Genomic DNA, 15703 nt, shown 5'->3' with positions numbered 1-15703 from the left:
TTTTAACCTTTTCCGTGTCTTGCATCTTGAGCTCAAGCCTTTTAAATAGACGCCAATTTGGTCTCTTCTTCCTCGGCTTAATGAAGAAGGGATCGGCATCAGCCATTCCATTGAACAAAAAGAGAATGAAAAGGGATCTCAGATGAAAAAGGTAAGTTTGCTGGCAGCGTCAGTGGCCATCGCTTTAACCGGTTGTGGTGGTTCAGACAGTGGTTCAGGTTCAAATGAAACCGTCGCACCAGGCGGCATTGTTGTGACAGGCTTTGATGGTTACTTTAATCAAGCGGTGGTGTTTCTTGATCAAAACAACAACGGCAAACTGGATATCGGTACCGATACCCTTTTCGGCCTCACCGATGAGCAAGGTCGCAAAGAGATCCCTGCAGGTACGCAAGGTGTCTTGGCACTGCAAACGCTGACTCCGGGCGGTGCAGTACAAACTGCGCTGACCAACCACGACGCGGCCACTTACGCGGGTAAATACACCATCGACATGGACCACCCAACGCAAGCAATGGCGCATGAAGTAGTGCTTCGTACTCTCCCGGGTGAAACCATCATCTCTCCTCTTACCGACCTTGTCGTAGTGCAAGCCGGTGCAAACCCAACTGAGGAAAAGATTGAACAAGCCAAAGCAGAGGTGAATAAAGCACTAGGCATCACAGGAGATGTCGCGTTTACCGATGTGATCGCAGCGAAAAACCATGCTTTGCATAAGACCGCGCAAATTCTTACCGAATCCAAAGTGAAAGCGGGGGAAAACTATACCGCTGAAAATTCTCTCAAAATTGCTCAAGAAGCCAATGACATTGTCAGCAAGCCAGAGAACCAAGACAAGCTTGATCAACCCAACTTTAAGCCCACCGTTGAGGTGACTGAGAGTGGTGATGTACAGGTAACGGTCAACAACAAGCTTACCGTCAACAAGAGCGTTGCAGACAGCATCAGCGCACAGTTGAGCACACCACGCACCTCTCACAGCCTGGACCTCACGTTAGATCTTGCGGCTGACCAAGAAGCTTTGTTCTCTGATGCCGACAACAACGACATCGCACTGGACGTGAAAGTGATCGACCCGATCGACAACCAAGAGGTGAGTGGCCTAATCATCACGGCGAACAATGGCGGCTCTCTGACCATCAAGGGGGAGCTTACACCCGTTCGTGTGTCGTACATTCTGAAAATCACGGGTGTGGATATCGACGCAAATAAAAACGCCGTTGGCAATGTTTCCACGACCTTTACATTAGCGGTTGAAACACCAAACAGCGCGCCAACGATCGTGCCAAAAATTGCCGATGATCTGCAAGCTTGGATTGGCAGTATTGCGTTGACACAAGGTGTGGCGGTGACAGATGAACAGTATCGCATTGATAACCTGTTCGCAGACGCGGATGGCGATGAGCTCGACATCAATGCAACTTCAACCATCCCAGAACTAGAACTGTCAGTCATTACTGTCGGCGGAACCAAAGAGCTGAAAATTGCGGGCACACCCACTAAGACCTATGCTGCGGGTGAAACCATCACCATTAGCGCGTTTGATGGCGTTGAGCGTATTTCAAAGAGCTTTGTGTTGCAGCAAGTGGACGCAAAACCTATCGCCAGTTTTGAAGTGAACACAAACACCTTAGCAAACCTGCAAAGTGAAATCACATCACAACTTGGCGAGCTCAAAGTGAATGATGCACTGCCAACCGTGCAGCTCAGCGTCACATTGCATGAGATTTTTAAAGCCGTTAACGCTCATGGCCCTGTTGAATACTTCGCCGGTATGAAAGGCGAAAATCAAGATCACAATACCAGTGTTGCGGGTATTAAGGTCGCCGTGGACAACATGGGGGTTCTAACCATCTCAGGTACACCGCTCGAAGCAAGCACCAACGGTGAGTTTTATATTGCTGCTGGAATCCACCCTGATGCGGAAGATCGTGTTGTTTCAGAAATGACGCGCATTGCACTTCCTGAAGTCAAAGCCGCTGACACAACTCTTCCTCCAGTTTCTTTAGGATTTACCAAAGAACACTTTAACAATCAGCAGTGGGTTATGGGCAGCTTTGCCGATCGTGATGGCGAGATTGGCTATGCCTCATTGATGAACAACAACGGTTCATTTGAGTGGTGCTGGGGCGACCAAGAAAATGAGTTCGGTGAGCAGACATTCAAGTCCAATATCAGCGATACGTATATTAATGGCTCACCCGATCCAATCTCTACTCTTCGCAAGCTCGATACCATCACAGGCTATTTGCAAAGCAGCAACAAAGATTGTTGGCCAATTACGCTGAACAATGATGGAACCTTGACCGCGCATCACAATGATATGGGTGTTGAAACGAACTGGAACTACGAAATGCTGTACCAGAATATCCGCGACGGTCATTACCAAATTATTGTGAAAGTCAACAATCAGGAGCTGTTCTGGATCGATTCAGCGACAACACCACTTGACCAAACCTTAGCAGTCAACACGCAAATTGCTGAAGGTAAAGTGGAATACTACATGTCGGTGGAAAGCGATGGTCAACATCATGAAGAACTGGACGGCCCTAAGTTGAGCTACTCATACGGCAAGCGAGAGTATCAAGCCAATAATCAGTATCAGGATAACTCGATTCTGCCAGAAGGCTTTGACACTCCTGGAACGTGGCAAAGTGTTAAAGACATGAAAGGCTTGGAAAGAGTGGAGCTGGAAGAAGAGCGTGAAGACCAAAAAACGCGCGTTCGTTATATCCACCGCGACTTTGGTGACTTTTACATCGGCATTACTTGGAGTAAAGAAGTCAATGGTCAAGAGTCGCCTGCTCAATACTCACTATTCAGCCACAACCAAGAGGCAATGGATAAGCTAGTTAAGGCCATGCCTTTAATGCAGAACTAAAACACCCAGCCCCGCATCGCGGGGCTTATTTATTGGTTTTCTCAAGTTTTTGAGGGCTTAAGCTACTTAACGCACAACACATTCAACAGCGAAGAGCCTTTTAGCTGCGAGATGCGGCCATCGGTAAACAATCCTTTTTTCCCACGCCCCCAATACGGCAGATGAATCGGCCAACTTTGGGTCTCCATCACTCGCGAATCCAGCAAGGTGCGAAACTCTTCATCGGTGGCAAGGCGCATGTCGATGTCCGAGCACACCACGCCGGCCCCTTCGTAATCTAAGCGATTCCACGCTTGGTTGTGCTCCATGTAAAACTGGTGGTCATCGTCGAGCACATAAGGCACGGCGTAGGTACGTCCTTTGAGCTCGGCTTGACGGCGAATTTCAATATCAGGCGTATCACCTTGTTTCACCAGCGTTTTGGGCGCAGCCGTTGCCAGCGGTGCTTTGGCAGCAGGCGCAGTTTGGCTTGGTGCTGGAGCGACCTTCGCGGCCATTGGTTTTGCGGGCGTCTTGGCAGGCATTTTTTCTGCGGGTTTTGTCACCGAGGCAGCGTTCGATTTCGCCGTTTGCATTGGCGCAGCTGACCCCACCACACGGATAAAGGCCTCTTTATAGGTCGGCAAGCTGCGCACCCGTTTTAAATCTGTGCTCGCTTGGTCAAAGGATTGATAAGGGCCAATTAAGCAGCGGTAGCCCTTATTCTCAGGCTTCATCCAAATGTCGGTCGTGATCTGTTTATACAGCGGCTTGGCGTTATCCAGCGGCATCGGCTTACTTAAAATGCCGCACTGGATCCAGAAATAATCCGCTTTGCCGCCACTGGGCACTTTTTTTCCCCATAACCCTGCGCCAATAGGGCAATTTTTGTCCAGCATCGGCAATTCATTACTGCTGGCTTGAGTGGCTTCACATAAAAATTCAGCGGCCTGAGCGGAGAAACTTGCCACCAAAGAGTAGATCAACACGCCGAGCCCGAATCCTTTGAGGCCCATCCGTGGTCGTCGCATCGCCTTTTTCCTTTCCATACGCTTCACTCTACCTATCGTCAATGAACTTATCGGCAACGGCCTATTGAGCACCGCTACGGTGAATAAAAAATGACAAGCAAAAAAAGAGCCGTAATGGCTTACGACTCTTAGTTTAGGTAGATTTTCGATTATAAATCAATCAGCTCAGATCACCCTTTGTAGATTTTCGGGTTGAAAACATCGCGCAGCCAGTCGCCGAGCAAGTTAATCACCAGTACCAAGGTGACCAATACAACACCAGGGAAGGCGGTGATCCACCACGCACCAGAGAAGATGTAGTTAAAGCCGATACTGATGAGCGCGCCAAGCGAAGGTTGGTCCACCGGCAAACCTAAGCCAAGGAACGACAGGGCCGCCTCCGACATAATCGCGTTGGCCACCTGCACAGTGGAAATCACCAAAATCGGCGACAAACAGTTAGGCAGAATGTGGCGGAACATAATGCGTGGCGCTTTAAAGCCCATCACGCGCGCCGCTTCGACATATTCTTTCTTCTTCTCTGCCAAAACGGAGGCACGAATGGTACGCGCATACTGCGGCCACTCGGCCACACCGATGATCACCACCAGCATTACCACTGCATACTGGCTGTAAAAATCACTGCCAAAACTGGCTTTAAAAATCGCCGAGACAATGATCGCCACCATCATGGTAGAGAAAGAGAGCTGAATATCCGCAAAGCGCATCAGGAAGTTGTCGATACGGCCACCGAAATAGCCTGCCGACAAACCGATAATGATGCCAAGGAACATCTGCAATGCCACCGCAAGGAAACCAATGGTCAGCGATAGACGCGAGCCATACAGCATGGTGGAAAGAATATCGCGACCTTGCTCGTCCGTACCAAGCAGGAATTTTTCATCACCGCCTTCCATCCAAGAAGGGGGCAACTCGGCATCCATAATATCGATGGAAGAGAGATCATACGGGTTAGTTGGCGCAATCAGCGGCGCGGCCAACGCAAGCAGCAAGCAGAGCATAAAGATGCCAAAGCTGGTCATCGCCACTTTGTCGCGCTTGAAATAGTAAAGAAAATCCGATTGCTTAAAACGCTCCAACATTGAAGGAGCTTGAGCGACTTGTGACATGATTAGGCTCCTTTTCCGGTTAAATTCACAGTTGGGTTGATCAGACCATACAGCAGGTCAACGATGGTATTGGTCACCACGAAAATCAGCCCGACAAAGATAACGTAAGCAGTGATCAGCGGCGTATCGACGCGGTTGATCGCTTCAAGGAAAAGAAAACCCGTCCCCGGCCACTGGAACACGGTTTCGGTCAAAATGGTGTAGGCCACCATGGTACCAATCTGCACCCCACCGACCGTGAGTACCGGTAGCATGGTATTTTTCAGCGCGTGCTGATAATAAATTTTATTCAGCGCGAGACCTTTCGCTTTGGCAAATTTGATGTATTCCGAGCTCAACACTTCCAGCATTTCTGAACGCACCAGACGAATAAACAGCGGCAGCATAATCGACGCCAGCGCAATACATGGCAGCACCAAGTGCTTCAAACCGTCAATAGTAAAGAAACCAGACTCCCAGCCGAGCAAGTTGTAGGTCTCACCTCGCCCATAAGACGGTAGCCATTGCAATTCAATTGAGAAGACGTACATCAACATAATCGCGGTGAGAAAGACCGGGATCGAGATGCCAATGCTACTGCCCGCCATGACAATCTTGGTAAAAAGGCTCTTGGGGTGAATCGCCGAATAAACGCCCAAAGGAATAGAAAAAACGATGATAAGTAACGTCGCACCAAACACCAGTTCCAGCGTCGCCACCAATTTATCCAGAATCACTTCAACCGCTGGGCGCTTGAAGAAATAAGATGTGCCTAAGTCGCCCTGCACCGCAGCGCTGACAAAGCGAGTGTATTTTGTGATAAAGGGATCATTTAAGCCCAGCTCATCGCGCAGCGCTTGGCGCTCGGCTTCTGATACTGACTGGCCCACAAGCTCACGCAGCGGGTCGCCCAGGTTATCCTGAATGGCAAACGCCACCAAACTGATCACAAACATCACTATCAGTGCCTGAAACAGGCGCTTGACCAGAAACGAAAACATTCCTTGCCCCTTCAACTATCCATGACTATGCGTGTCTAGAGCGACAATCACACAAGAATTCAGTCTGAAAATGGCACTCAACCCGACTGAAACAAAGCTCAGTGCCGAAAACAATCCCAGCCTTCGATCGCTCGAAGGCTGGGCGAGTACTTCGCGCAGAATTACTCTTTAACTACCAAGTCACCAAAGTATGGGAAGTCCATTGCGTTGACGATTGGTTTGATATCCAGCGTAGATTTTGCGCCCCACGCTAGGTTTTGCCAGTGTAGAGGAACAAACGCTGCCTCGTTGTACAACGTTGCTTCGACTTTCTGTAGCATCGCTGCACGTTTGGCTGGATCGGTTTCTACGTTTGATGCCTCAACCAACTTGTCAACTTCAGGGTTGGAGTAGTGACCACAGTTGTACTGGCCTTTACCCGTCTCTTCGTTACGCGTCATGGTGAGGAATTCAGAGAAGTTCGCAGAATCTTCCGTATCTGAGTGCCAGCCGATCATCAACATGTCTGCCGCACACTTATCAAACTCTGGCCAGTACTGCGCTTTTGGCATGGTTTTCAGATCAACTTTAATGCCGATCTTCGACAGCATGGCCGCCGCAGCTTGAGCAACTTTCGCATCGTTCACATAACGGTTATTCGGTGCGATCATCGTCAGGGTAAAGCCTTTCTCATAGCCCGCTTCTTTCATCAGTTGCTTGGCTTTTTTCAGATCAAAACGAGGAACGAGATCCGCGTTATAGCCTGCGTAACCTTCAGGGCCTTGTTGACCCGCAGCCGTCGCGAAGCCTTTCATGATCTTGTCAACGATACCTTGGTTGTTGATCGCATGGACGATCGCTTGACGCACACGCACGTCTTTCAGCGCTTCGTTGCTGTTTTGGTTCATTTGGAACGTGATGATACGTGTACCCGGCAGCGTCACGAGATCAATGCCTTTGGCGTCTTGCACGCGTTGGTGATCGTTCGGGGCCACTGGCGCAATCATGTCAACACCGCCAGACAGCAGCGCAGCAACACGGGTCGCATCTTCTTTGATTGGTACCAGAGTCAGCTTGTTCACGTTACCTTTTGACTCTTTGTCCCAGTAATCTTTGAAGCGTTCAAACTCCACTTTCACGCCCTGTTCACGCGAAGTGACGATGAATGGACCAGTCCCTGAAACGTGGGTAGATGCGTATGAGTTGCCGTGTTTTACCACTTCAGACTTGTCTTTGCCGTCCGCCGTAGTGCCTGAGTAGAACTTGCTGTCCATTGGGAAGATGTAGGTCGCCGTTTGCAGCACCAGCGGGTAAGCGCCTTTTGAGACCAACTCAACGGTGTAATCATCTACTTTGACCATTTTTTCGTACGGTTCAAAAATGGCTTTGAAATCTGGCGAGTTTTGCAGACGGTTGAAGGTCCAAACCACATCGTCTGCCGTCAGTTCGTTACCTGAGTGGAATTTCACGCCTTTACGTAGGTGGAAGCGGTACGTGGTCTCATTAACACGTTCCCATTTTTCAGCCAAGCGAGGTTCAAAATCCAACTTTTGTGTGTAACGAACTAGTGGATCAAACACCATGTGTGACATTTGCAGGGTGCCACCAGACAACTGCTCGTGTGGGTCAAGTGACACTGGATCTGCATCATAAGCAACTTTAATGTCTGCGGCCGCAGCACTCAGGCTAAGGCCTGCTGCCATTAAAGCGACCACTAGTTTGCTTTTCATGGTTTTCATTGCATAACTCCTTATGCGGGAATCCGAATCCCTAGTTGTTGTATTTGCGTCTGTTATTGTGCCAAGCAAGCTTGGTTATGCCGTTCTCACCTCTTCCCTCAACCCCGTAAACTCTGGCATCAAGGAAATCAGGTGTTTACTGTACTCATGTTGCGGGGAACGGAATAGGTGTTCAGTCGGAGCGACTTCCAGCAAGGTTCCCATCTGCATCACTCCCACCCGGTCACACATTTGGCGAATGACAGGCAGATCGTGGCTGATAAACAACATGGTTAAGTTCAGTTCGCTTTGTAAATCTTTGAGCAAATTGAGGATCTGCGCTTGTACCGACACATCCAGCGCCGAGGTCGGTTCATCACAGATCAAAAGACGAGGTCGAGTCGCCAACGCGCGCGCAATCGAAATGCGCTGACGCTGACCACCGGAAAACTCATGTGGATATTTCACCCCAGCCATTTTGCCTAAGCCGACATGCTCAAGCAGATCGTTGACGATTTGGCGCGTTTCCGCTTCGCTGTTGGTCAGTTTATGGAAACGGATCGGCTCGGCGATGATGTCGAAAATTTTCATGCGCGGGTTCATCGACGTGTAGGGGTTTTGGAACACCATCTGCATTTGGCGACGCAGCGGACGACGCGCTTTCTCTGATTTCAGCGCAGTCAGGTCAATCCCTTCAAACGACACTTTTCCTGAATTTGGCGTATACAAGCCAGCAATCACACGCGCAATCGTCGATTTACCTGAGCCAGACTCACCCACCAAGCCAAAGGTTTCCCCTTCATGCACTTGGAAGCTGACGTTGTTTGACGCCTGCACATACTCGCGGCGGCTCTCAAACAGCGAATCTTTAGTCACAAAGCGCAGATTAACGTTTTCCACATTGAGCAGCGGACCAGAATATTTTCTCTGGTCTTCACTTTGGCCCAACCAATGGTTTTTGATATCCAGTGGCTTGAGCTCTTTGGCTTCCTCGATGTAACTCACCAACGGGAAACGATCGAGCTTCACGTCTGAGCGTGGCACCGCCGAAATCAGACTGCGCGTGTAAGGGTGATCAGGATTACCGAGTACTTTGGCGGTTGGGCCAAATTCAACCAAGTCCCCTCGGTACATAACGGCGACACGGTCAGTCACGTTAGAGACTACGCCCATGTCGTGCGTTACCAGCATACAACCCACATTATGCTTAATGCAGAGATCGCGGATCAGATTGAGAATCTGATCTTGGATGGATACGTCCAGTGCAGTAGTCGGTTCATCAGCAATGATGAGATCGGGCTCACCCGCAAGGGCAATCGCAATCACCACGCGTTGACGCATCCCGCCGGAAAATTGATGCGGATACTGCTTTAAACGGTTTTCTGGCTGCGGAATACCCACTTGCTTCATCAGCGACAGTGCGCGTTTATACGCTTCGTCTTCAGACACCTTCATATTGGCATGAATGGTTTCAGTCAGTTGCTGCTCAACGGTAAACAGTGGGTTGAGAGAAGTCATCGGATCTTGGAAGATAAAACCGATTTTGGAACCACGCACACTGCGCATGGCTTCCGGTGAGAGGCCAGAAATTTTTTCACCATCAAGAAACACATCACCGCTGGCAATACGGCCCGGAGGACTGAGCAAATCAATAACCGCATTACCCACGGTCGATTTACCGGCACCCGATTCACCCACCACACCGACGATTTCGCCTCGTTCAATATTGAACGACAGCGATTTCACCGCCGCGTGTACGCCGTGACGAGATGGATATTCGATACGAAGATTTTTCACTTCCAATAGTGACATTTCAGACCTCTACTGCCTTGTCTGTGGTTGCAACAGCCCGATAGAGCTATCCAACACTTCAATGATTCCATTCTGATTTCAGCATAATCCTCTGAAATTCAGGTCGGGAGACAATTTGGCAAAAAACACACAAAAAAGCAACAATTAAAGTATAAAGCGCGTCATAAAAGCCCTAATCAGGCATATATATCGCATACGTATTCATTAACAGTTATTTAACTGAGCAAAGAAATGAAATTTTTTGTGTGTTACTTAGCATTTATTGCAGCAAAATACTCTAAACATGATTAATATCTAAACCTTGAGAAAAACGACATTTAGGGTAAGTGAATATTAACAAACATAAAACAACACACCATCTCATAAGCCTAGCGATAGCGAATAATCTTAATGCGTAACTAGTCATTAAGAATAAAACTCTACACATCCAACAAGAGAGTTTGCCATACAATCGACTTTATCCCAGCCGATGGGAATATCGACCAAATCCAAAACCGCTCACACGATAAGCGACTTTTCGCCTCTCCCCTCAAACAGAGTGTTCTGCTAAGCAAAACACTGAGTTAGCGTAAGAGCTGGCTCAGCAAATAAAAAATATAGTCAATGACTTGCAGTGCAGCGAATGGATTTAGCAGCAATGATCAACATTGAGAGGTTGACCAAAGTTTGACAACGAGGAAAATCGAAAAGTGCCTGCGGCGATCCGGCCCACAGCGCAATCACGTAGGCCTAGTTTCTAAAAGCAAATGTGAAAAAGCCCCGTCATTACTGACGAGGCTCTAAATGGTGGTCGGTGAAGAGGGATTCGACGCGGCTGGGCTTCCAGACCCCGACCCGAGTGCGATCACGCCGGCCTAGTTTCTAAAAGCAAATCTCAAAAAGCCCCGTCCTTGCTGACGAGGCTCTAAATGGTGGTCGGTGAAGAAGGATCCGACGCGGCTGGGCTTCCAGCCCCCGACCCGAGTGCGGGCACGCCGGAGCCTGCTTCTAAAAAGCAAATGTGAAAAAGCCCCGTCACTGCTGACGAGGCTTTAAAGAGTGGTCGGTGAAGAGGGATTCGAACCCCCGACCCTCTGGTCCCAAACCAGATGCGCTACCAAGCTGCGCTATTCACCGACGAATGGGGTGGCTAACGGGATTCGAACCCGCGACAACCGGAATCACAATCCGGGACTCTACCAACTGAGCTATAGCCACCATCAATTTGTGTAACCGGCTGTTTGCCGAACTAGTTACGCTATCAAAGCCTAACTATTAAATAGTGGTCGGTGAAGAGGGATTCGAACCCCCGACCCTCTGGTCCCAAACCAGATGCGCTACCAAGCTGCGCTATTCACCGACGAATGGGGTGGCTAACGGGATTCGAACCCGCGACAACCGGAATCACAATCCGGGACTCTACCAACTGAGCTATAGCCACCACTATAATCTTTACCGATAAAACCTTCCGGGAATGGCGCGCCCGAAAGGATTCGAACCTTCGACCTTTGGCTCCGGAGGCCAACGCTCTATCCAGCTGAGCTACGGGCGCATGCCCTATCGGCGGAGTGGAATAATACGTAGTTCACACTATATCGTCTAGTACTTTTTTTAGTTTTTTTTCCGTTTGGTCTCTTTTTCATCAGTTGTTTGCGAATAAGCGATCCCTTGTGATGTGATTTAGCCCTTGTAGCTGATAACTTGTTGTTTATTGCAACAACTTATCGGGATATAATCACCCAATATTTACATTGATTTAACAGCCGTGACCGCCGTTAGATCAAAACCGCACTCTAACTATATAAATGTAGGTGAAATTAATCGCTTACCCTGGGAATGTGAAGTGAGTTTAATGGATATGTCTCGACGAATGATTAGCGTTTTGTTCGCTGCTTTAACCTTTTCTACGGCGGCTTTTGCTTCCAATGTAAGTCAGTCTGAATATGATGCCATCGCAGAGCGCATCAAGCCTGTCGGTAATGTGTATCTTGCAGGCAGCGAGCCTGTGGCCGCAGAACCTACCGGCCCCCGCGATGGCGCGAAAGTCTACGGTACTTTCTGTATTGCATGCCACGCCACTGGCGTCACTGGCGCGCCGAAAACTGGCAATGCCGAGGATTGGGGCCCGCGTATTGCTCAAGGTAAAGACGTGTTGAAAAACCACGCGCTCAACGGCTTCAACGCCATGCCTGCCAAAGGTACTTGTATGGATTGTTCCGACGAAGAAATTGTTGCGGCGATCGAACACATGATCGCTGGCCTATAAGAGCCATCAACATGATTAAGGGCTTGGCGATAGACCAGGCCCTTTTTATTACTTTTTGTTGAACATCGCACGTAGATTCGCAATGTGGGCTTGACCTTTTGCCATGCGCTCTTCTTGTGTTACCGGCTTTTTCGTTGCCTCCCATTCGACATCATCAAAAGGCAACTCATCGAGAAAGCGACTTTGCGTGGGTTTGAGTAACTCGCCATATTGGCGGCGCTCTTTACACATCACAAAGGTTAACTCTCGTTGTGCTCGGGTAATACCGACGTACATCAAGCGGCGCTCTTCCTCAACGTTATCTTCATCAATACTGGTTTGATGGGGTAAAATTCCCTCTTCGGCACCAATCAAATAGACATAAGGGAACTCGAGCCCTTTCGAAGCATGCAAGGTCATCAACTGCACCGCATCGCTGTCATCGTTTTCTTCACCGCGCTCCATCATGTCGCGCAATGTCAAACGTTGCACCACTTCCTTCAACGTTTTCTCTTCTTGGTCGTAATTGTCCCCTTCAAGATCCGACACAATCCAAGAATAGAGATCGGATACGTTTTTCATGCGCATTTCCGCCGCTTTCGGGCTGGTCGAGGTTTCGTACAGCCAGTCTTCATAGTGGATATCACGCACCAAAGAGCGAACCGCTTCGACAGTATCCCCGCGCTCTGCCTGATCGGCGACTGCCACTAACCACTGAGTAAAACGGCGTAAGTTCTCCAGCCCTCTGCCCGTCAAATGCTGTTCCAATCCAAGTTCAAAGCTCGCTTCAAACAAACTTTTCCCGCGCATGTTGGCGTAGCTGCCGAGTTTTTCCAACGTCACCGGACCTATCTCACGTTTCGGCGTATTGACGATGCGTAAGAAGGCGTTGTCATCATCCGGATTCACCAAGACACGCAAGTACGCCATGATGTCTTTGATTTCGGCCCGAGCAAAAAATGAGGTGCCGCCAGACAACTTGTACGGTACTCGGTTTTGCATCAGCGATTTTTCAATCAAGCGTGATTGATGGTTACCCCGGTACAAAATGGCGTAGTCGCGATAATCGGTGCGATTGAGAAATTTATGCGCAATGATTTCGCCAGTCACGCGCTCCGCTTCGTGCTCGTCATTGTTTGCTAGAAGAACTTTAAGCTTCTCTCCATCGGGGATTTCCGAAAACAAGGACTTTTCGTAAACGTGGGGGTTATTCGCAATCAATATATTGGCGGCGCGTAAAATCCGGCTGGTCGAGCGATAGTTTTGTTCCAGTTTAATGAGGCGTAAATTGGGGTAATCTTGGCCAAGCAGAACCAAGTTCTGTGGTTTAGCGCCGCGCCAAGAGTAGATGGATTGGTCATCATCGCCCACGACGGTTAAGCGGCCCCTTTCGCCCACCAGCAGTTTCACCAGTTCGTATTGGCTGGTGTTGGTATCTTGATACTCATCAACCAACAGATAACGAATCCGATTCTGCCAGTAGTGACGCACCTCTTCGTTGCTGCGCAGCAAAAGTACCGGAAGCAAAATTAAATCGTCAAAATCCAATGCGTTATAGGCGCGCATCTGTTTCTGGTACATTTCAAAACAGAAGGCAAACAGTTGCTGCTGCTCACCTTGCGCATACGCTTTCGCTTGCTCAGGGCTCAACATGTCGTTTTTCCAGTTTGAGATAGCACTCATTAACTGGCGTAAGAGATCTTTGTCACCATCAAGCTGCTTTTCCGTCAGCTCTTTAAGCAGCGCTAGCTGGTCTTGGTCATCAAACAGAGAGAAACCGGATTTAAGCCCCAAGTGTCGATATTCACGTTTAATAATGTTTAGCCCCAGGGTATGAAATGTCGAGACCATCAACCCTTTCGCTTCCGCTTTTCCCAGGGTTTGGCCGACGCGCTCTTTCATTTCCCTTGCGGCTTTATTGGTAAAGGTGACCGCGGCAATATTGCGCGCCTTATAACCACACTGCTGCACCAAATAGGCTATTTTGTTGGTGATCACTCGGGTTTTACCTGAACCAGCACCAGCAAGGACTAAGCAGGGCCCTGATACATATTTAACGGCTTCGTCTTGTCTTGGGTTCAGTTTCATTGCGCTATCTACGTTCAATATAAAGATGGCGCTTATGATAATGCGACCCTGTACAGATTGCCATGACCACCCCGAATTAGATTGTTACTCATTAAATGAGATATTTTCTTGCCAGAATGCCGATTGTTTACGCTATAATGAATGAACGTTCATTCATTGATAAGGTTAATTCTTTCATGGTGAATTATGTCTCCAGATGAACATTTCGATAAACGACAGCAAATTTTGAGTGCTGCCGAAAAGCTTGTCGCAGAATTTGGTTTTCAAGGTTTATCGATGAGCAAGTTAGCCAAAGAGGCGGGAGTCGCAGCAGGGACTATCTATCGGTATTTTACCGATAAAGAGCACCTGCTCGATGAGTTACGACTGCGCATTACCCGCCGCGTCGCCACAGCGGTGCAAGCCAATGTGAGCGACGACATGCCACTGAAACAACGTTATCGCACAATGTGGTTTAATACTTGGAATTTAGCGGCATCCAATCTGTCTACAATCAGCAACCGAGCTCAATATGATTCACTGCCCTGCTCAAGTAGTCCTGCGACTCGAGAACAAGAAAAGCAGATGTTTCACCAAGTGTCTCGATTGTTTAATCAGGGCAAAGAGCAAGGATTATTCAAGCCTTTGGACAATGAAATCCTGTTTGCTCTGAGCCTAGAAACCAGTATTCAGTTGTCTAGAAAACACGCATTCGGCCTCTATCAGCTTGATGAAACCGCACAGGAATCGGCTGTTGAAGCAAGTTGGGATGCCATTATCAATCACTAATTGGAGTTCTTAAAAGAATGAAAAAGTGGACCTTCTTTATGTTACTTATCGCCATTCTGCTGTTTGGCAGCGTGATAGGTTTCAATCTCTTCAAACAGCAGAAAATCGCCGAATATATGGCGAATCGTCCTGAACCAGAGTTTCCGGTGACCGTGACCGAGGTGAAAGCCGTTGACTGGGTGCCAGTGATCGAAGCGATTGGCTTTATCGAACCAAACCAAGGGGTGACGGTTGCCAACGAGACCAGTGGTGTGATCAAGCAAATCGCTTTTGAATCCGGCACTCAGGTAAAAGAAGGGCAACCTTTGATTTTGCTCGATTCTGATGTCGAGAAAGCCAACCTGAAGAGTGCGCAAGCAAAACTGCCTGCCGCGCAAGCCAAGTACAAACGCTATCAAGGGTTGTATGAGAAAGACTCTATTTCTAAAGAGTCCTATGACGAGGCAGAAGCAAATTACTATTCACTGCAAGCGGACATTGAAAGCCTGAAAGCGTCGATTGATCGCTTGGAAGTCAAAGCGCCGTTCTCTGGTGTGATTGGTATTCGTAATGTGTATCTTGGCCAATATCTCCAAGCTGGCTCTGACATCGTGCGTCTAGAAGACACCAGCGTTATGCGTCTGCGCTTTACCGTGCCACAAACCGACATCTCGCGTATTTTTATGGGCCAAGAGGTCGACATTTTTGTCGATTCTTACCCACAAACGCCTTTCAAGGGCTCGATTACGGCCATCGAACCGGCTGTCAGTGTGCAAAGTGGCTTGATCCAAGTGCAAGCAGACATCCCGAACAACGATGGCAAACTGCGTAGCGGTATGTTTGCACGCGCCAACATCATCTTACCGAAACAGGAAAATCAGGTCACTTTGGCTCAAACGGCCATTACGTACACTTTGTACGGTGACAATGTTTACATTGTGACTGAGCAAGATGGCGTTAAGCGTGTACAGCAGCACGTGGTCAAAGTGGGCGAGCGCACACATGACATCGCGCATATTCTGGAAGGCGTGAAGCCGGGTGACATCGTGGTCACCTCCGGACAAATTCGTCTGAGCAATGGTGCTAAAGTGCGTATCGTTGAGAGCGATGCGACCACAACACCAGCCGAAACCCCAATGCTTTAAGCGGAGGCAT

The 15703-nt window shown here is 48.8% G+C and carries 10 protein-coding genes and 5 tRNA genes; 4 read left to right on the top strand and 11 right to left on the bottom strand.

Translation table 11 applies throughout. The features are described 5' to 3' along the window. Positions 1-142: 142 nt before the first annotated feature. The gene (locus EA26_RS01060) at positions 143-2881 is read left to right on the top strand and encodes a hypothetical protein (protein WP_039422510.1); all 2739 of its coding nucleotides are present in this window, start codon (positions 143-145) and stop codon (positions 2879-2881) included. 62 nt (positions 2882-2943) lie between these two features. On the opposite strand, the gene EA26_RS01055 is transcribed toward EA26_RS01060, so the two are convergent. The 10 genes from EA26_RS01055 to EA26_RS01010 form a co-directional block, all read right to left on the bottom strand. Next, positions 2944-3909, bottom strand: a complete 966-nt coding sequence (locus tag EA26_RS01055) for an SPOR domain-containing protein (protein ID WP_039422508.1) — start codon at positions 3907-3909, stop codon at positions 2944-2946. A 152-nt stretch (positions 3910-4061) separates the two neighbouring features. Continuing rightward, positions 4062-5000, bottom strand: coding sequence for an ABC transporter permease (locus EA26_RS01050; protein ID WP_039422505.1), 939 nt, complete (start codon positions 4998-5000; stop codon positions 4062-4064). Between the two features lie 2 nt (positions 5001-5002). After that, on the bottom strand, positions 5003-5980 hold the full coding sequence (locus tag EA26_RS01045; RefSeq protein WP_039422502.1) for an ABC transporter permease: 978 nt from the start codon (positions 5978-5980) through the stop codon (positions 5003-5005). A gap of 161 nt (positions 5981-6141) precedes the next feature. Then, the gene (locus tag EA26_RS01040; RefSeq protein WP_039422497.1) at positions 6142-7698 is read right to left on the bottom strand and encodes an ABC transporter substrate-binding protein; all 1557 of its coding nucleotides are present in this window, start codon (positions 7696-7698) and stop codon (positions 6142-6144) included. A gap of 75 nt (positions 7699-7773) precedes the next feature. Then, complete coding sequence (locus EA26_RS01035; RefSeq protein ID WP_039422494.1) at positions 7774-9489, bottom strand: ABC transporter ATP-binding protein; 1716 nt, start codon at positions 9487-9489, stop codon at positions 7774-7776. A gap of 1039 nt (positions 9490-10528) precedes the next feature. Beyond that, positions 10529-10605, bottom strand: a tRNA-Pro gene (locus EA26_RS01030). A 5-nt stretch (positions 10606-10610) separates the two neighbouring features. Next, positions 10611-10686, bottom strand: a tRNA-His gene (locus tag EA26_RS01025). Between the two features lie 65 nt (positions 10687-10751). Further along, a tRNA-Pro gene (locus EA26_RS01020) sits at positions 10752-10828 on the bottom strand. Positions 10829-10833: 5 nt separating this feature from the next. Next, positions 10834-10909, bottom strand: a tRNA-His gene (locus tag EA26_RS01015). 34 nt (positions 10910-10943) lie between these two features. After that, positions 10944-11020: transfer RNA gene (locus EA26_RS01010), tRNA-Arg, on the bottom strand. Positions 11021-11320: 300 nt separating this feature from the next. Between EA26_RS01010 and EA26_RS01005 the strand changes: the two genes are divergently transcribed. Further along, on the top strand, positions 11321-11734 hold the full coding sequence (locus EA26_RS01005; RefSeq protein ID WP_039422489.1) for a c-type cytochrome: 414 nt from the start codon (positions 11321-11323) through the stop codon (positions 11732-11734). 48 nt (positions 11735-11782) lie between these two features. Here the strand turns inward: EA26_RS01005 and rep are convergent, their stop codons facing one another. Next, on the bottom strand, positions 11783-13801 hold the full coding sequence (gene rep, locus EA26_RS01000) for a DNA helicase Rep (RefSeq protein WP_039422486.1): 2019 nt from the start codon (positions 13799-13801) through the stop codon (positions 11783-11785). 186 nt (positions 13802-13987) lie between these two features. On the opposite strand from rep, the gene EA26_RS00995 reads away from it, so the two are divergent. Further along, complete coding sequence (locus EA26_RS00995) at positions 13988-14569, top strand: TetR/AcrR family transcriptional regulator (protein WP_039422484.1); 582 nt, start codon at positions 13988-13990, stop codon at positions 14567-14569. Between the two features lie 17 nt (positions 14570-14586). Next, complete coding sequence (locus tag EA26_RS00990; RefSeq protein ID WP_039422482.1) at positions 14587-15693, top strand: efflux RND transporter periplasmic adaptor subunit; 1107 nt, start codon at positions 14587-14589, stop codon at positions 15691-15693. Positions 15694-15703 lie beyond the last annotated feature (10 nt).

The organism is Vibrio navarrensis (genome assembly GCF_000764325.1).
GTDB lineage: Bacteria > Pseudomonadota > Gammaproteobacteria > Enterobacterales > Vibrionaceae > Vibrio > Vibrio navarrensis.
The sequence above is the reverse complement of the archived record's forward strand: the minus strand, read 5'-3'. Positions and strand labels throughout refer to the sequence as shown.

Coding starts and splice junctions, on each gene's coding strand:
- EA26_RS01060 (WP_039422510.1), top strand. CDS start 143: ATGAAAAAGGTAAGTTTGCTGGCAGCGTCAGTGGCCATCGCTTTAACC.
- EA26_RS01055 (WP_039422508.1), bottom strand. CDS start 3,909: ATGGAAAGGAAAAAGGCGATGCGACGACCACGGATGGGCCTCAAAGGA.
- EA26_RS01050 (WP_039422505.1), bottom strand. CDS start 5,000: ATGTCACAAGTCGCTCAAGCTCCTTCAATGTTGGAGCGTTTTAAGCAA.
- EA26_RS01045 (WP_039422502.1), bottom strand. CDS start 5,980: ATGTTTTCGTTTCTGGTCAAGCGCCTGTTTCAGGCACTGATAGTGATG.
- EA26_RS01040 (WP_039422497.1), bottom strand. CDS start 7,698: ATGAAAACCATGAAAAGCAAACTAGTGGTCGCTTTAATGGCAGCAGGC.
- EA26_RS01035 (WP_039422494.1), bottom strand. CDS start 9,489: ATGTCACTATTGGAAGTGAAAAATCTTCGTATCGAATATCCATCTCGT.
- EA26_RS01005 (WP_039422489.1), top strand. CDS start 11,321: ATGGATATGTCTCGACGAATGATTAGCGTTTTGTTCGCTGCTTTAACC.
- rep (WP_039422486.1), bottom strand. CDS start 13,801: ATGAAACTGAACCCAAGACAAGACGAAGCCGTTAAATATGTATCAGGG.
- EA26_RS00995 (WP_039422484.1), top strand. CDS start 13,988: ATGTCTCCAGATGAACATTTCGATAAACGACAGCAAATTTTGAGTGCT.
- EA26_RS00990 (WP_039422482.1), top strand. CDS start 14,587: ATGAAAAAGTGGACCTTCTTTATGTTACTTATCGCCATTCTGCTGTTT.